Consider the following 14,267-nt stretch of genomic DNA (forward strand, 5'->3'; position numbering starts at 1 on the left):
GAGCATAATTATAAAACATCACTGGGTACAGTATGCTTTCCTCAATTTTTGTGCGTTTTAAAACAGGTTTATCCTATACTGCAATACTTTCTGCCTTGATTATGTCAGGTTGTACCCTGACGGGGCAACAACAACAGCCACTGACACCTGCTGAAAAAGCGCAAGTGGAAATGAAACAATTTCAGAAAGTCATTGATGATGCGAACGGACAAGCCTCTTTAGATGTGATCCGTGCCTATATTGGCCTAGAACCCCTTATCACTGATCCTGTATTACATCAGCAAAATATTGATGATACTTGGTTAACACTCACGAAGCTTACACCTGAACAACGTCGTAGTGTGGTAATCAAAGCTGATGAAAATACATTACAAGGCTGGTTAGATTTACTCAACACTTATGAATATAACCAAGATGATGCGGATAAATTATCCCAAGCAATACGCGAATGGCAAACACGCTATCCACGCAATCCAGGAGCGCTAACATTACCGACGCTGTTATTGCGCCAATCACAATCTGCCGTCAGTAATAGCGGAAAAATCGCATTATTATTACCGTTAACAGGACAAGCTAAAGTATTTGGTAATGCTATTATGCAAGGCTTTACCGATGCTAAAGAAGGTTTACCTCAACCTCAAGCTAACGCAGCGCCAGAAGCCCCCCAACAAGATAGTTTAGCTTCCATTTTAGCAGAATTAGGTATTTCATCTCCGAATGCAGACACAGCAACAACGGAAAACGATAATTCAACGGATGATAATACAGCGGAAGGCGCTGAAAATAGTGATGCTACTTCAGCAAAAGAAACCGAAGCCTTTGCGGGTAATAGCCGCGTGCAATTAGATCCTATTGTCCAAAATAATCGCCAAGTGATTATGTATGATACCAATAGCCAACCCATTGATCTGTTACTGAAACAAGTGCAACAAGAGGGTGCTGATTTAATTGTGGGGCCACTATTAAAACCCGAAGTGATCAAAACTATTGAGTTAAAAAGTGGTTTACCTGTTTTAGCACTAAATGAAGTTGATAATATTCCTCTTGCTACTACAGTGTGTTTCTTTTCACTTTCCCCAGAAGATGAAACTCGTAATGCGGCTCAACACTTACGCCAGCAACAAAAATCTAATCCACTTATTATCGTTCCTGACAATAAATTCGGTCAAAGAATGGCACAAACTTTTGCGGATGAGTGGCAGCGTAGCGGGGGTGGAACCGTCTTACAACAAACTTTCGGCTCTCTTGATAGTCTAAAAAGTTCAATTAATCGTGGCGTGGGTATTCGAATGACAGGAACCCCGGTATTGCCAACAGACAATGCACCACTGCCATTAGATACCGCTTCAATGCCAACAACAAACGGTGCTATTGATTCTGTGTATATCATTGCCACTAGCGATGAGTTAACATTGATTAAACCAATGATTGATATGGCAATCAGTACCAAAAAACGCCCACCGATTTATGTCAGTTCACGCAGTAATCAAGGGGGAATGGGGCCAGATTTTCGTATGGAAATGGACGGTATCCAATTTAGTGATATTCCTCTTATGACGGGAGCAAATTTACCGTTAATGCAAAAAGCATCCAGTAAATTTGCGAACGATTACTCATTAATGCGCCTTTACGCTATGGGTATTGATGCATGGTCATTAGCAAACAATTACAATGAACTCACCAAAGGAACCTTACAGTTCAATGGTGTTTCTGGCTCTTTACGTGTGGAAGATAATTGCACTATTTATCGACAACTCCCATGGATGCAATTTAAACAAGGTAAAATTGAACCTGTGGGACAATAAGTAAGCAATTTCCCCCATAAACCGCCTCTTTGAAGTCTCCAGATAAGGAGCTGACTTTATCTTGAGGCGGTTTATTTATAAGAGATAACATCAGGAAATCATGGATGATTATTCCTAAAAGTACTTATCTAGTCGGACAATATTATGAGAGAAAAGCGTTAAATTACTTGCGCCAACAAGGGTTAAAGTTAATTGAGCGTAATGTCCGATATCCCTGTGGAGAAATTGATCTTATTATGCAGGGTAATAGAACATGGATATTTGTTGAAGTCCGCTTTCGGCGTAGTGCACAATTTGGTGATGCAATCAGCTCAGTGACCTACAGTAAACGGCGCCGCTTATGGTACGCCGCCAATTGTTGGTTAGCTCAACGCCAACAAAGTATCGAGACGGTTAACTGTCGCTTTGATATTTGTGCATTTGATCAACGCCAGTTAATATGGCTAAAAAACATTCTCGATCATACGGAATTTATTCGTTAAATTAGATTATATAGGTCTTAACGTGCTTGATAGAATAAAAGTCTGCTTTACAGAGAGTATTCAAACTCAAATTGCAGCAGCAGAAGCGTTACCCGATGCCATTTCCAGAGCTGCCATGATGATGGTTCAATCTTTGTTAAACGGACATAAAATATTAAGCTGTGGCAACGGTAGCTCAGCAGCAACGGCTCAACGCTTTGCTGCTAGTATGATCCATCGTTTTGAAACAGAGCGCCCAAGTTTACCGGCATTATCTTTAAATACCGACAGTGTTGTGATGACCGCCATTATGGGAAATCAGCAACATGATGAAATTTATGCCAAACAAGTACGGGCATTAGGGCAAGCAGGTGATGTACTGTTAGCTATTTCCACTCATGGTAATAGCAGAAGCATTATTAAAGCTGTTGAAGCCGCTGTTACTCGAGATATGACCATTGTTGCACTGACTGGCTATGATGGCGGTGAGCTTGCTGGATTATTAGGCCCTCAAGATGTGGAGATCAGGATCCCCTCTCAGCGTACAGTCAGAATACAGGAAGTGCAGATGTTAACGGTCAATTGTCTCTGCGACTTAATTGATAATACATTATTCCCACATCAGGATGACTAAGGAGTTACTATGAAATTGCTTCCGATTACCGCAGTACTTTGTTCCGCGCTATTGCTACAAGGCTGTATTGGTGCCGCTGTGGTGGGTACTGCTGCCGTTGCTGGCAAAACCGCAACCGATCCTCGTTCATTAGGACAACAAGTTGATGATGGCACATTGGAAGCCCGAGTTTCTGGTGCTCTAAATAAAAACCAACAGATCAAGAACAGTAATGCGCGCATTGTCGCTACCGCTTATCAAGGAAATGTGTTGTTAACTGGACAAAGTCCAGATATGTCGGTTGCAGAGACAGCTAAACAAGTTGCTAGCAAAGTGGAAGGAGTAAACAATGTTTATAATGAAGTTCGCCAAGGTGAGCCTGTGACATTAGGCACTGCTTCTTCAGATACATGGTTAACCACTAAAGTACGTTCACAAATTTTAGCTAGCGATGCCGTCAAATCATCTTCCGTAAAAGTGATCACCGAAAATGGCGAAGTATTTTTATTAGGGATATTAACCCGTCAAGAAGGGGCTGCAGCCGCTAAAATTGCCAGTGAAACCAAAGGTGTTGTTAAAGTAACAACGGCATTTACCTATCTAAACTAAATATATCGCTGATAGGTATCACGTGGTAGTAGCGTATTATTTTACCAGTATCGGTCATTGTAACAGCGATAACCGATACTGGTACTCATAGTGATTAACGTCTCAACATACCCTTATCAATAATAAAATCGATAATCGTCTCTAAACCTACTTTCTCTTTTAAGTTAGTAAAAACATAAGGTTTCACAGGACGCATTTTTGCTGTATCCGCTTCCATCACTTCTAATGACGCTCCCACATAAGGCGCAAGATCGATCTTGTTGATCACCAGCAGATCAGAATGTGTGATCCCCGGCCCCCCCTTGCGAGGGATCTTCTCACCTTCTGCAACATCAATAACATAAATAGTAAGATCAGCCAATTCAGGGCTAAAGGTCGCACTTAAGTTATCTCCGCCACTTTCGACAAAAACAATATCTAAGTTTTTATGGCGCATCGCCAACTCTTCTACGGCAGCCAAATTCATTGAAGCATCTTCACGAATAGCCGTATGAGGACATCCTCCTGTTTCAACACCAATGATCCGATCCGCATCAAGAGCCTGCGCACGAGTTAAAATTTTTGCATCTTCTTGTGTATATATATCATTGGTAACAACGGCGATTTGGTAACTATCGCGCATAGCTTTACAAAGAACTTCTAATAGTGCTGTTTTTCCTGAACCAACAGGGCCACCAACACCAATACGCAGTGGTTGATTATATTCTTGCATCTCTTTATCTCATGAACGAAAAAGTCGAGTATATTGAGTTTCATGGCGACTACTGGCGATCACTTGAGCTGGCGTAAAACTGCCAATATCCTCTTGTGGCCAATGTGCCGATAACTCAACAATAGCGGGGATCTGCTCAGCTAGAGCAAACAACATTTTTTGCCCTGCGCTTTGCCCTAATGGCACCAGTTTTACCCCAGACATCACCGTATTTTCTAACCAGCCCCAAACATAGGCACAACAGAGCTTTTCACTATCGATATGCCAATGCACGGCAGCTAACGCAAACGCCATTAATTGCGTCTGTTTAACCCGCTGTTGTAACGTATCGTCTAATTCAATGCCTAATTGAGGAAGTAAACGGGCAAAAGCGATCCCCCGTTGACGCTCTTCCTGCCTTAACTCTTTGGTTTCGCGACTTGCGACCATAAAGTCACACCAATATTTCACTGTATCGCTATCACCCTTTGCCAAACTCGTTTGTAATTGCCGCAATATAGGAAGCTCGAGTGTGGCTAATGTTCCGGTCATTTGTGCGCTTAACCAATCTGACAAGGTTTCTGCTGAGCATACCCAACCTTTTTCAATGGCCCACTCTAACCCTTGAGAATAAGTAAAAGCACCTACCGGAAGAGAGGGGCTAACTAATTGATATAAGCGCAGATCAGCTAGCATCATGCACCTCCTTTGATGATCGCTGTGCCATTAATGGTGGTGATCATGGTGGTGGTGATGACCACCGGATGATCCACCATAAGCCCCCGGCTCAGGTTGGTATTTTTCTAAGCCAACCACCACCGTAGCCCCTAAGCCGCGAGCCATATCATCTAATACATGATCGTGAAAATAACGACACCAACCCGCTTCTATTTGCAATGGTACATGTCGGTTACCTAAGTGATAACAAACACGAGCAAGCAATAATGGATCGTCACTATAAACCGTTGATACTTGCTCTTTAGCCGCTTCAATGGTGACAACATCGCCCTCTTCTGACAGCAGAATATCCCCCTCTTTAAGTACGGTGCCTCGAGGCAAAAATAGCCCGGCTTCTTGCCCGTCACTTAAAGCCACTTTTAAGCGACTTTTGGTGCGCTCATCCATGGTAAGACAAAGGGTTAACTTTGGCTTTTCTGTAGAGGTTAGTTCAAGCGCTTTTTGTTGATCAATAATCTGAGTAAATTTTTTCATTCAATAAATTCTCAATAAAAACGCTGGTTAAAATAAGAAATAGCGTTGAGCCATCGGTAATTCAGTCGCTGGCTCACAAACCAGTGGTACACCATCCGCTTTAACAATGTAAGTTTGTGGATCTAATTCGATATGAGGAACATAGTTATTGTGGATCATCGAAGCTTTTGTGATATGACGACAGCCCTCCACACGACCAATTAAGCTTTTTAAGCCTAATTTTTCTGGCACTCCCGCCTCAATACCCGCTTTTGACATAAAGATCATCGACGTTTGATATTTGGCTTTTCCTAAACAGGCATACATTGGACGATAATGAACCGGTTGCGGTGTTGGAATAGCCGCATTAATATCCCCCATTGGCGCATAAGCGACCATACCACCTTTTATGATAAGTGCCGGTTTGACGCCAAAGAAAGCGGGATCCCATAGCACGATATCCGCAAGTTTACCTTTTTCTATTGATCCCACCGTATGAGCAATGCCATGTGCCAGTGCCGGGTTAATCGTGTATTTAGCGATATAACGTTTAATACGATTATTATCATTATCTGCGCTATCACCCGCTAATGTGCCTCGTTGCAATTTCATTTTATGTGCACACTGCCAAGTGCGTAAGATAACTTCTCCGACTCGTCCCATGGCTTGTGAGTCTGACGACATCACCGAAATTGCCCCCATATCATGTAAGATATCTTCTGCAGCAATGGTTTCGCGACGAATACGAGATTCAGCAAATGCCACATCTTCAGGAATAGAGGGATCGAGATGATGACAGACCATCAACATATCAAGATGCTCGTCCACGGTATTAATGGTATAAGGCATCGTTGGGTTGGTTGATGCAGGTAAAATATTGGGCTCTCCTACCGACTTGATCACATCAGGGGCATGACCACCACCTGCGCCTTCGGTATGGAATACATGGATCACTCGACCGGCAATGGCTTTTACTGTCTCTTCATAAAAACCACCTTCATTTAAGGTGTCAGAGTGAATAGCCACCTGTACATCCATTTCATCGGCGACATTAAGGCAATTGTGAATTGCCATTGGCGTTGCCCCCCAGTCTTCATGTATTTTAAGACCTATAGCACCCGCTGTTATTTGTTCGCGGATTGCTTCGGGCTGACTGACACAACCTTTACCAAATAACCCCACATTAATAGGTAATTCATCCACCGCCTCTAACATGCGGTACATATTCCAAATACCGGGGGTAACTGTGGTTGCATTAGTACCTGCCACAGGGCCTGTTCCTCCACCAATAAAGGTGGTTACGCCAGAAACGAGACCTTCTTGGGCTTGTTGCGGACAAATAAAGTGGATATGGGTATCAATACCACCAGCAGTGACAATTTTACCTTCTCCCGCGACAACTTCTGTTCCGGGGCCAATGACAATATCCACATTGGGCTGAACATCTGGATTACCTGCCTTGCCAATACCGACAATACGGCCATCTTTAATACCAATATCTGCTTTTACAATGCCCCAATAATCTAAAATAATGGCATTGGTGATCAGAACATCGACACACTCAGCACTAACAACTTGGCTTTGCCCCATACCATCACGAATAACTTTACCACCACCAAATTTGACCTCTTCGCCATAAGTGGTGAAATCTTTTTCAATTTCAAGAAACAGCTCGGTATCTGCTAATCGCAAACGATCGCCTGTTGTTGGGCCAAACATATCCGCATAAGCTTGACGTGAGATAGTTTTCATTTTTTCTCACTCTCCAATTTACCCATCACTTTGCCATGAAAACCATAAATTTCACGTTTTCCTGCAAAAGCCACTAACTCAACAGTGCGACTTTGACCGGGCTCGAAGCGCACAGCCATACCAGCAGGAATATTTAAACGAAAACCTAATGTCTCTTCTCGTGCAAACCTGAGTGCCTCATTCACTTCATAAAAGTGGTAATGAGAGCCGACTTGTACAGGTCTATCGCCATGATTAGCCACCTGTATGGTTTTTGTCTCGCGACCAGCATTCAGTTCAATATCGCCTAATGCTGCATTAACTCTAATTTCACCGGGGATCATGTTATTACCTACACAATAGGTGAGTGAATTGAAACCAATTTGGTGCCATCGGGGAAAGTGCACTCTACTTGAACATCTTTTATCATCTCTGGCACCCCTTCCATTACTTGCTCTGCGGTTAAAACAGTACGTCCTTCACTCATTAATTGAGCAACTGTTTTCCCCTCTCGTGCGCCTTCCATAATGGCGCAACTAATCAAGGCGACAGCTTCAGGGTAATTAAGTTTTAATCCCTTAGCTAAACGTCTTTCTGCAACAAGGCCTGCAGTAAAAAGCAGTAATTTATCTTTTTCTCTTGGTGTTAATTCCATTTCTGCTCCTAAAATAAACGATTATGTCGCCCAGATCCGCGGTGGCTCAGGGCAATAACCTAGCCAGTGCTGTCTGACGATTTGCCATACTTGCGCAAAACACGCCATCATCGGCTCGGTTTGCGTCCCTAATACACGTAAAACTAAAATGCCATCAACATCCGTTAAACCATATTCAACTAGGGGATTTACCTTCTCTAAATGGTGTTGAATAATCTCTTTTAATGCATCGGTTGCAGGATAAATATAAAGCGAGCCAAACATAGGAAATTCACGCATTGCGGCAGCTTGTTTTTGTAAGCCTTCAACCCGCATTGACTCTGTTAAAATTAATCTCTCATCAACATAAAAATTTAAGCGCCCTTTTACCTTGCCAGTTTCAAACCACTCATTTAAAACTGGGCGTCCAAAACACTGCATTTCCCAGCCGATAAATTTCGCTGATGAGGCTAAATGAATATGTGTGGTTAAACACACTTGAGCATCAGGAAAAAAGATATTCTCTTGGGGTAACCACTCTAAAAAGCCCTCTTGTGCAACCGTCAATGTCTGCGTTTGCGATGCAGTGCCTCCTGCACTACGATAAAATTTTGTCGCCCCCGGCGTTGTTAATAGGGCATGTGCGTAAGGTTGCACATTAATATTAATGGATAACGTATCACCACCGACCACCCCACCAGGAGGATGCAACAAATAGGTATGTGCAACACCTTGTTCTGGATAAAAAGGTCGCTGAACCATTAAGGGGCCGAGATGACGTTTTTCAGTAAGACATGTCTTTCCTCGCTTTAACTCATATCGTAAAGCGATGTCAGCAAGCCAACCCTTCTCAGAAAAGTCAGGCATACCCACTCCTGCCAACTTGGCAAAATTGATCAAATAAATCAGGAAATAGACGAATATATACCGCACTACCCATCAGATTATGTCATTCAAAATCACCGAGAAAATAATGAAATGAATGTTGGGTAGGGTGTGAATAAAGATAAATTGCATTTTCCTCAAACAGGATAAAGCGCTCCATCAATGCCGCGCGATTTTACACCGAGTTTCAAAAAATGCGTTTTAAATAAACAGCAATTTGTTTAGAAAAAATAACAATGGTAAAAATAAAAGTAAAAAATGAACAGATATCGATATTGTTATTGCTCAGCAACAAGATTATATTCTGAGCCACTCTTATACTATTCGGTATAACGACGCGGTTTCGCAATAGGAATATTGTGATAATAAAACCCATGCTTACTGCTTATAAGTTCACAAATTAAGTGGTTAACTTTAAGCTTTGTTTATTTTAACCCATGTTCATTTTGAACTTGCCTGTGGTATATCTAAGACAATGGAATACAAACACATACTTTCTTCTAACCAAATATCCTTAAAAACGTTTTACATCGAAAACCCGATGATCGCGATGGTATATGGTGCAAAAGGTGAGATTTGTATTAATGGGCAAACTATCACAGTCACCACTAATCTCACGTTGATTATTCCTAAATATAGTCAAGTTTCTTGTGATGTGACAAATTTTTTCCCGACCAAACCGATTGAATTACATACCTTAGTACTGTCTGAAACTGAATTACAATCTGTGTTCTCTTTACTTAAACCATTAATAAAATCAGGGGCGCCGATTACTCGTCATCTTCCTGATTATCATCTATCAACACCTGAGGTGGTTAAAACTAATTTTACGTTACTTCAGCAATGTCTACCGCTTGAACATGGCACCCCCTCTCAAGAGACCCTGTTTATGCAACAGAGCCTCTTTTTTATTTTGCTGGCGGTTTATCACGAAGGGGTCGATATTCTTAATATTTTTCGTTTTAATTATGATGAGCCAAAAAATCAGGCGATTACTCATCTAATAACACAAGATCCGCAACGTAAATGGCATTTAGAGGATGTAGCAAAAACGCTCTATACTACGCCATCAACATTACGTCGTCATTTAAGTAAAGAGGGCGTTTCGTTTTGTCAATTACTGTTGGATGTCAGAATGGGGATCGCATTAAATTACCTCACCTTTTCTAACTATTCTGTGTTTCAAATTAGTCATCGCTGTGGTTTTGGTAGTAATGCTTATTTTTGTGACGCATTTAAACGTAAATATGGTATGACACCATCGCAATTTCGCACCCAATCTCGCCAAGCAAACGATCCGAATGCAATAGCAACAATGGCGTCACAAAATGACGAGTCAATAAAAAAAGTATTTTAATGGTTATAACAACGCATTGTTGCTTAAAAACGAAGTTCCTCCCATTAATCGCATTTGATTTAAGATCCACTGCTGTCGTTTTAGCAAATACGCGGAAGGCTTATTAACATGAAGAATATGTGGATTAGGTAAAACAGCGGCTAATAAAGCCGCCTCATGGGCGGTGAGTTGTTTAGCAGGCTTGCGAAAATAGTGCTGAGAAGCCTGCTCAACCCCAAAAATACCGTCGCCAAACTCTACGATATTCAGATAAACGGTTAAAATACGTTTTTTAGACCAAATCAGCTCCACCACTGGCGTCATTCCGGCTTCAAGTCCTTTTCTTATCCAACTGCGCCCATCCCACAAAAATAAGTTTTTGACCGTTTGTTGTGAAATAGTAGAGGCACCTCGTATCGTTTTTGAGCTTTGCAGGCTGTTTTGGAAAACTTTTTCAATCGCATCGAAATCAAATCCCCAATGTTTTGGAAAATTTTGATCTTCAGAGGCTATTACCGCTAAATAGATCTGCGGAGATATTTCATTTTCATTAACCCATGTAGAATGGGATACATAAGAAAAATCAAACTTACTCCACGAAGAAATTTGTCTTTGTAGCATTACAGCAGAAAAAGGCACCGGTAAAAAAGAAAACAGGACAACTATCCCTAACCATAAAGCAATTAGAATAATTAATAGTTTCTTTAACTTTCTCACTAGTACCATCTGCTGTATTCACTCTATTGTTATGCCATTTCTAGTACTTTTTTAACCAGCTTCTCAATTCCCACCTGAGCTTGTGCTATCGACTCTGCCAGCATATATGCGGGGGTGGTCACAACCCGATACTCATCATCAACCACTATTTCGTCGACAGGACAATTAATATGTATCCCTCCCATTTCGGTGATCATTTCTGCCGTTTTTTCATCATTACCAATGGTTAATTTTACTGGGGCATTTAACATCTTTGGTAACATAACGGGGGCGATACACATTAAACCTAATGGTTTTTTCTGTTGATGCATCTTTTGAACAAAAGTTAAGAGCTGTTGGTTAATTTCACACTGAACACCTTTCGTGGCGAAATTACATAAGTTCTTTGCTGCACCAAAACCTCCGGGGATAATTACCGCATCAAAGTTTTCAGCCTTAGCATCTGATAAAGGCGATATTTTCCCACGAGAAATACGTGAAGCCTCCTCCATCATATTCCTTTTTTCTGCTTTTTCTTCTCCAGTAATATGATTAATTACAGTAGGTTGAAAATCATTAGGTGAAAAATAATGAACCTCAGCTTTATTTTGGCTTAAAGCAAGCATTGTGAGCACTGATTCGTGAATTTCACTGCCATCAAAGACACCACAACCACTTAAAATTACCGCAATTGATTTCATATCTTTCTCCATTTGTAGTAGATTACTAGTTACCCATTTATAGGTGTAAACACCAATCGCCATCACATATTTAAATGTTTCTTGTAACAAAAAAACTTATATTTGCTATTTTGTTGCTTGTATGATGTATGGAATAGCTTCATCCTATTCGCCTATGTAATGATAATCAAAAAAGCGAGTAGAAAAGTTTCCCTGGTGTTGGCGCAGTATTCGCGCACCCCAACCTTCGGTTGGGGTTATTTTTTTCTAGCGTCTGCCAACCAGTTTCTTAAACTTTCTACATCCTTTCTCCAATCTCTTTCTAACTCATCTACCCATTCCTGAACATTATCCCACCATGCAGGTAATTCTGGAGATTGGATCTGTTTTGCCAGTTGCTGTAAATGTTTTAAACCTATAGAGCCTGCCGCGCCTTTGATTTTATGTCCTTCCTCAGTGATGCCCTTTTGATCTCGTGCCGTCAGATTAGATTCAAGGACAGACAGGTAACTTGGCATCATCTTTTCAAAAACATCTAAACCATCCGTGATTAATTGAGGTCCGACAAGTTCGATGTATTGATTCAGCATGTCGATATCGAGTAACTCTTCATTTTTACTCAACAATTGAGGTGACTCACTCGATGTCACGGAAACCGCTTCATCTCCCCAGAATTTATTAATAATGGCTGTCAACGCATCCACAGAAAGCGGTTTACTGAGCACATCATTCATTCCAGCGTCTAAATACTCTTTTTTGTCTTTTAAGACATTGGCGGTTAAGGCAATCAATGGCGGCAATTCACTGCTATCAAACTCTTGACGTAATTTTCTTGAAATATCAAATCCGGTCATATCAGGTAATTGAATGTCTAACAATACTAAGTCATATTCACCCGGCTTAAACATTTGCAAAGCCTCTTGCCCAGTCATCGCCACATCTACCGTGTTGCCTAATTTTTCTAATACTGAACATGCTACGATAACATTTAGCTCAATATCCTCAACCAGTAAGATATTAAGGGCAGGAAGCAATAATTCATCATCCTCTTCAAAATCACTTTGCTCTTTAATCGCAGGAGCGACAATGGAAAGCGTAAAGATAGAACCATGCCCTAACTCACTCTCCACATGAATATCGCCTCCCATATGCTGTGCTAAGCGTTTTGAGACAGCAAGACCAATACCTGTTCCCGTTGCAGAACGTCCACCTTGACTGTCGTTGACCTGATAGTACATGGCAAAGATTTTCTCAAGTTCACCTTGAGGGATACCAATACCACTATCTTTCACCTCAAAGAACAACTTATCAGGCGCTTCTTGCCAAATGCGTACTTTAATTTCCCCTTCTTGGGTAAATTTCACCGCATTACCAATTAAGTTCCATAAGATTTGACGCAAACGAGTCCCATCGGTGGTAATTTTATGCGGTAACGTTTCTTGCGCTTCTAAGGTGAATTTTAACCCTTTAGGCTGGACTAATAATCCCGATAGGTTTTCTAAATCAGAGATAAATTCAGTAAAGTCGATAGGTTGGTTATCAAGCTGGATCTTTCTGCGCTCAATTTTATCCATTTCAATCACATCGTTAAAAATATTACCTAACGTTATGGCACTGACATGGATAGTTTTTAAGTAGTTGAGCTGTTCTGGTGATAATTCGGTATCCAATAAAATACGACTTAACCCGACAATCCCATTAAGCGGCGTACGTAGCTCATGGCTGATTGTAGAAATAAAGGTGGTCTTATCACGGCTAGCATTTTCTAACGCGTCTTGATAGCGCTTACGCTCTGTAATGTCACGTCCAAAGCCCATTAAGCCGTGACGCTTACCAATTCGGTCATAAAAGGGTACTTTGCGTAACTCAAAACACGCTTTACGCCCATCCGGATACACCAACCACTGCTCATAAGTGAGTGACACATTATGGCGAAAGACTTTCTCATCGGTTTCCATCACTTTGACGGCGATATCTTCGTCATACACATCCAGTGGTGTTAAGCCAATTAATTGCTTTTCACTTTTACCGGTCAATAGCTCTGTAGCACGGTTACAACCAGAAAACTCATTATCTTCGTTGCGATAGTAAACCAGATCTGGCGAGGCATCTAAGAAGGAGCGTAACAAGGAAGATTGTTGCTCTAGTTCAATTTGCGTCAATTCACGACGCTTCATTTCACTTTTGAGTTTTTCCAATAGTTCAAGATGGGCTTTTTCTACTTTTTCACGCTCTTGGATCTCTAAATTTAATTGCTCAATATTCTCTTTTAATTGTGAATTCAGCTCTAAGTCTCGCTGTCGCATTACGCCTAATTTATCGACCATCCGCGATAAACGACGTCGTGATTCTTCAAGTTGCTCTACCACCACGGAAAGAAAATAGACAGCCCAAGGGGTAATAATCAAACCAAAGAAGATAGAGCGTACCAGATCGATACTAGTGACATCACCGGCAAGTAGGAATGTCACGGCCATCTGTACGACCATCGCTAATACAACCAATGCGGATGCTAACAGTAATGAGAAGCGGATTAACCCTAGCCTCATCATTAAATCTACATAATATTGGGCAAGCCCTTTGAGCAATTTCATTGAAAACTCCAATAGATTGAATCTAGAGAATGATACCTTAAAAATACATTGACGAAGTGGTGAACATTCAGAAAATTGTAGCCAAAACACGATTTTTCACCTTGTATCTTGCCTTTGCATTATTTTGTATCAGTGATCCTCCTTTTTCCCCGCGAGCATTTATAAAAACAATTTATAGAGGTATTACATAAATAATAGTTATATTCTTTACCAAAGAGAGAAATTAAAAAATGCAATTTGTCTTTTTTTAGATAAAAAGTATAAAAACAATAAAATACTAAAATAGATTAATAATTAAGATAAATTCACTGGCATTATCTAACATCAAAGAATGCAATAAA

Annotated in this window: 15 protein-coding genes; 5 read left to right on the top strand and 10 right to left on the bottom strand. The window is 41.0% G+C overall.

Annotated features, from left to right (window positions below; translation table 11 throughout):
* Positions 1-32 precede the first annotated feature (32 nt).
* From AACU95_RS01975 to dolP, 4 genes are all read left to right on the top strand, one after another.
* Positions 33-1,805, top strand: a complete 1,773-nt coding sequence (locus AACU95_RS01975; protein WP_012368849.1) for a penicillin-binding protein activator — start codon at positions 33-35, stop codon at positions 1,803-1,805.
* 104 nt (positions 1,806-1,909) lie between these two features.
* The gene (locus AACU95_RS01980) at positions 1,910-2,287 is read left to right on the top strand and encodes a YraN family protein (RefSeq protein WP_004245256.1); all 378 of its coding nucleotides are present in this window, start codon (positions 1,910-1,912) and stop codon (positions 2,285-2,287) included.
* Between the two features lie 22 nt (positions 2,288-2,309).
* Positions 2,310-2,900 carry a DnaA initiator-associating protein DiaA gene (diaA, locus tag AACU95_RS01985; RefSeq protein WP_004245257.1) on the top strand — a complete coding sequence of 197 codons (591 nt, stop codon included), beginning with the start codon at positions 2,310-2,312 and terminating at the stop codon, positions 2,898-2,900.
* Positions 2,901-2,909: 9 nt separating this feature from the next.
* On the top strand, positions 2,910-3,488 hold the full coding sequence (gene dolP / locus AACU95_RS01990; RefSeq protein WP_004245258.1) for a division/outer membrane stress-associated lipid-binding lipoprotein: 579 nt from the start codon (positions 2,910-2,912) through the stop codon (positions 3,486-3,488).
* A 94-nt stretch (positions 3,489-3,582) separates the two neighbouring features.
* On the opposite strand, the gene ureG is transcribed toward dolP, so the two are convergent.
* From ureG to AACU95_RS02025, 7 genes are read right to left on the bottom strand one after another with little or no spacing between them, the layout of a single operon-like run.
* Entirely contained in the window at positions 3,583-4,200 is a 618-nt protein-coding gene (gene ureG, locus AACU95_RS01995; protein WP_004245259.1) for an urease accessory protein UreG, read from the bottom strand.
* Between the two features lie 9 nt (positions 4,201-4,209).
* Positions 4,210-4,878: an urease accessory protein UreF gene (locus tag AACU95_RS02000; protein ID WP_012368848.1), complete on the bottom strand. Its 669-nt coding sequence runs from the start codon at positions 4,876-4,878 to the stop codon at positions 4,210-4,212.
* Between the two features lie 27 nt (positions 4,879-4,905).
* Positions 4,906-5,391: an urease accessory protein UreE gene (gene ureE / locus AACU95_RS02005; protein ID WP_004245261.1), complete on the bottom strand. Its 486-nt coding sequence runs from the start codon at positions 5,389-5,391 to the stop codon at positions 4,906-4,908.
* A gap of 27 nt (positions 5,392-5,418) precedes the next feature.
* The gene (gene ureC / locus AACU95_RS02010; protein ID WP_004245262.1) at positions 5,419-7,122 is read right to left on the bottom strand and encodes an urease subunit alpha; all 1,704 of its coding nucleotides are present in this window, start codon (positions 7,120-7,122) and stop codon (positions 5,419-5,421) included.
* On the bottom strand, positions 7,119-7,445 hold the full coding sequence (locus AACU95_RS02015) for an urease subunit beta (RefSeq protein WP_004245263.1): 327 nt from the start codon (positions 7,443-7,445) through the stop codon (positions 7,119-7,121). Before AACU95_RS02015 ends, ureC begins: the two co-directional genes overlap by 4 nt.
* 8 nt (positions 7,446-7,453) lie before the next feature.
* On the bottom strand, positions 7,454-7,756 hold the full coding sequence (gene ureA / locus AACU95_RS02020) for an urease subunit gamma (protein WP_004245265.1): 303 nt from the start codon (positions 7,754-7,756) through the stop codon (positions 7,454-7,456).
* 21 nt (positions 7,757-7,777) lie between these two features.
* A complete protein-coding gene (locus AACU95_RS02025) occupies positions 7,778-8,602 on the bottom strand; it encodes an urease accessory protein UreD (RefSeq protein WP_004248933.1) in 825 nt (274 codons plus the stop codon).
* Between the two features lie 493 nt (positions 8,603-9,095).
* Between AACU95_RS02025 and AACU95_RS02030 the strand changes: the two genes are divergently transcribed.
* The gene (locus tag AACU95_RS02030) at positions 9,096-9,977 is read left to right on the top strand and encodes a helix-turn-helix transcriptional regulator (protein ID WP_004245268.1); all 882 of its coding nucleotides are present in this window, start codon (positions 9,096-9,098) and stop codon (positions 9,975-9,977) included.
* Between the two features lie 3 nt (positions 9,978-9,980).
* Here AACU95_RS02030 and mtgA read toward each other — a convergent pair whose 3' ends face one another.
* From mtgA to arcB, 3 genes are all read right to left on the bottom strand, one after another.
* A complete protein-coding gene (gene mtgA, locus AACU95_RS02035) occupies positions 9,981-10,682 on the bottom strand; it encodes a monofunctional biosynthetic peptidoglycan transglycosylase (protein ID WP_017827063.1) in 702 nt (233 codons plus the stop codon).
* Positions 10,683-10,702: 20 nt separating this feature from the next.
* Positions 10,703-11,353 (bottom strand): isoprenoid biosynthesis glyoxalase ElbB, encoded by a 651-nt coding sequence (gene elbB / locus AACU95_RS02040; protein WP_036971322.1) that lies wholly within the window; start codon positions 11,351-11,353, stop codon positions 10,703-10,705.
* Between the two features lie 236 nt (positions 11,354-11,589).
* Positions 11,590-13,926, bottom strand: coding sequence for an aerobic respiration two-component sensor histidine kinase ArcB (arcB, locus tag AACU95_RS02045; RefSeq protein ID WP_004245272.1), 2,337 nt, complete (start codon positions 13,924-13,926; stop codon positions 11,590-11,592).
* Positions 13,927-14,267: the final 341 nt, after the last annotated feature.

Source organism: Proteus sp. G4415 (assembly GCF_963896075.1).
Taxonomy (GTDB): domain Bacteria; phylum Pseudomonadota; class Gammaproteobacteria; order Enterobacterales; family Enterobacteriaceae; genus Proteus; species Proteus mirabilis.

Coding starts and splice junctions, on each gene's coding strand:
- AACU95_RS01975 (WP_012368849.1), top strand. CDS start 33: ATGCTTTCCTCAATTTTTGTGCGTTTTAAAACAGGTTTATCCTATACT.
- AACU95_RS01980 (WP_004245256.1), top strand. CDS start 1,910: ATGATTATTCCTAAAAGTACTTATCTAGTCGGACAATATTATGAGAGA.
- dolP (WP_004245258.1), top strand. CDS start 2,910: ATGAAATTGCTTCCGATTACCGCAGTACTTTGTTCCGCGCTATTGCTA.
- ureG (WP_004245259.1), bottom strand. CDS start 4,200: ATGCAAGAATATAATCAACCACTGCGTATTGGTGTTGGTGGCCCTGTT.
- AACU95_RS02000 (WP_012368848.1), bottom strand. CDS start 4,878: ATGATGCTAGCTGATCTGCGCTTATATCAATTAGTTAGCCCCTCTCTT.
- ureE (WP_004245261.1), bottom strand. CDS start 5,391: ATGAAAAAATTTACTCAGATTATTGATCAACAAAAAGCGCTTGAACTA.
- ureC (WP_004245262.1), bottom strand. CDS start 7,122: ATGAAAACTATCTCACGTCAAGCTTATGCGGATATGTTTGGCCCAACA.
- AACU95_RS02015 (WP_004245263.1), bottom strand. CDS start 7,445: ATGATCCCCGGTGAAATTAGAGTTAATGCAGCATTAGGCGATATTGAA.
- ureA (WP_004245265.1), bottom strand. CDS start 7,756: ATGGAATTAACACCAAGAGAAAAAGATAAATTACTGCTTTTTACTGCA.
- AACU95_RS02025 (WP_004248933.1), bottom strand. CDS start 8,602: ATGCCTGACTTTTCTGAGAAGGGTTGGCTTGCTGACATCGCTTTACGA.
- AACU95_RS02030 (WP_004245268.1), top strand. CDS start 9,096: ATGGAATACAAACACATACTTTCTTCTAACCAAATATCCTTAAAAACG.
- mtgA (WP_017827063.1), bottom strand. CDS start 10,682: ATGGTACTAGTGAGAAAGTTAAAGAAACTATTAATTATTCTAATTGCT.
- elbB (WP_036971322.1), bottom strand. CDS start 11,353: ATGAAATCAATTGCGGTAATTTTAAGTGGTTGTGGTGTCTTTGATGGC.
- arcB (WP_004245272.1), bottom strand. CDS start 13,926: ATGAAATTGCTCAAAGGGCTTGCCCAATATTATGTAGATTTAATGATG.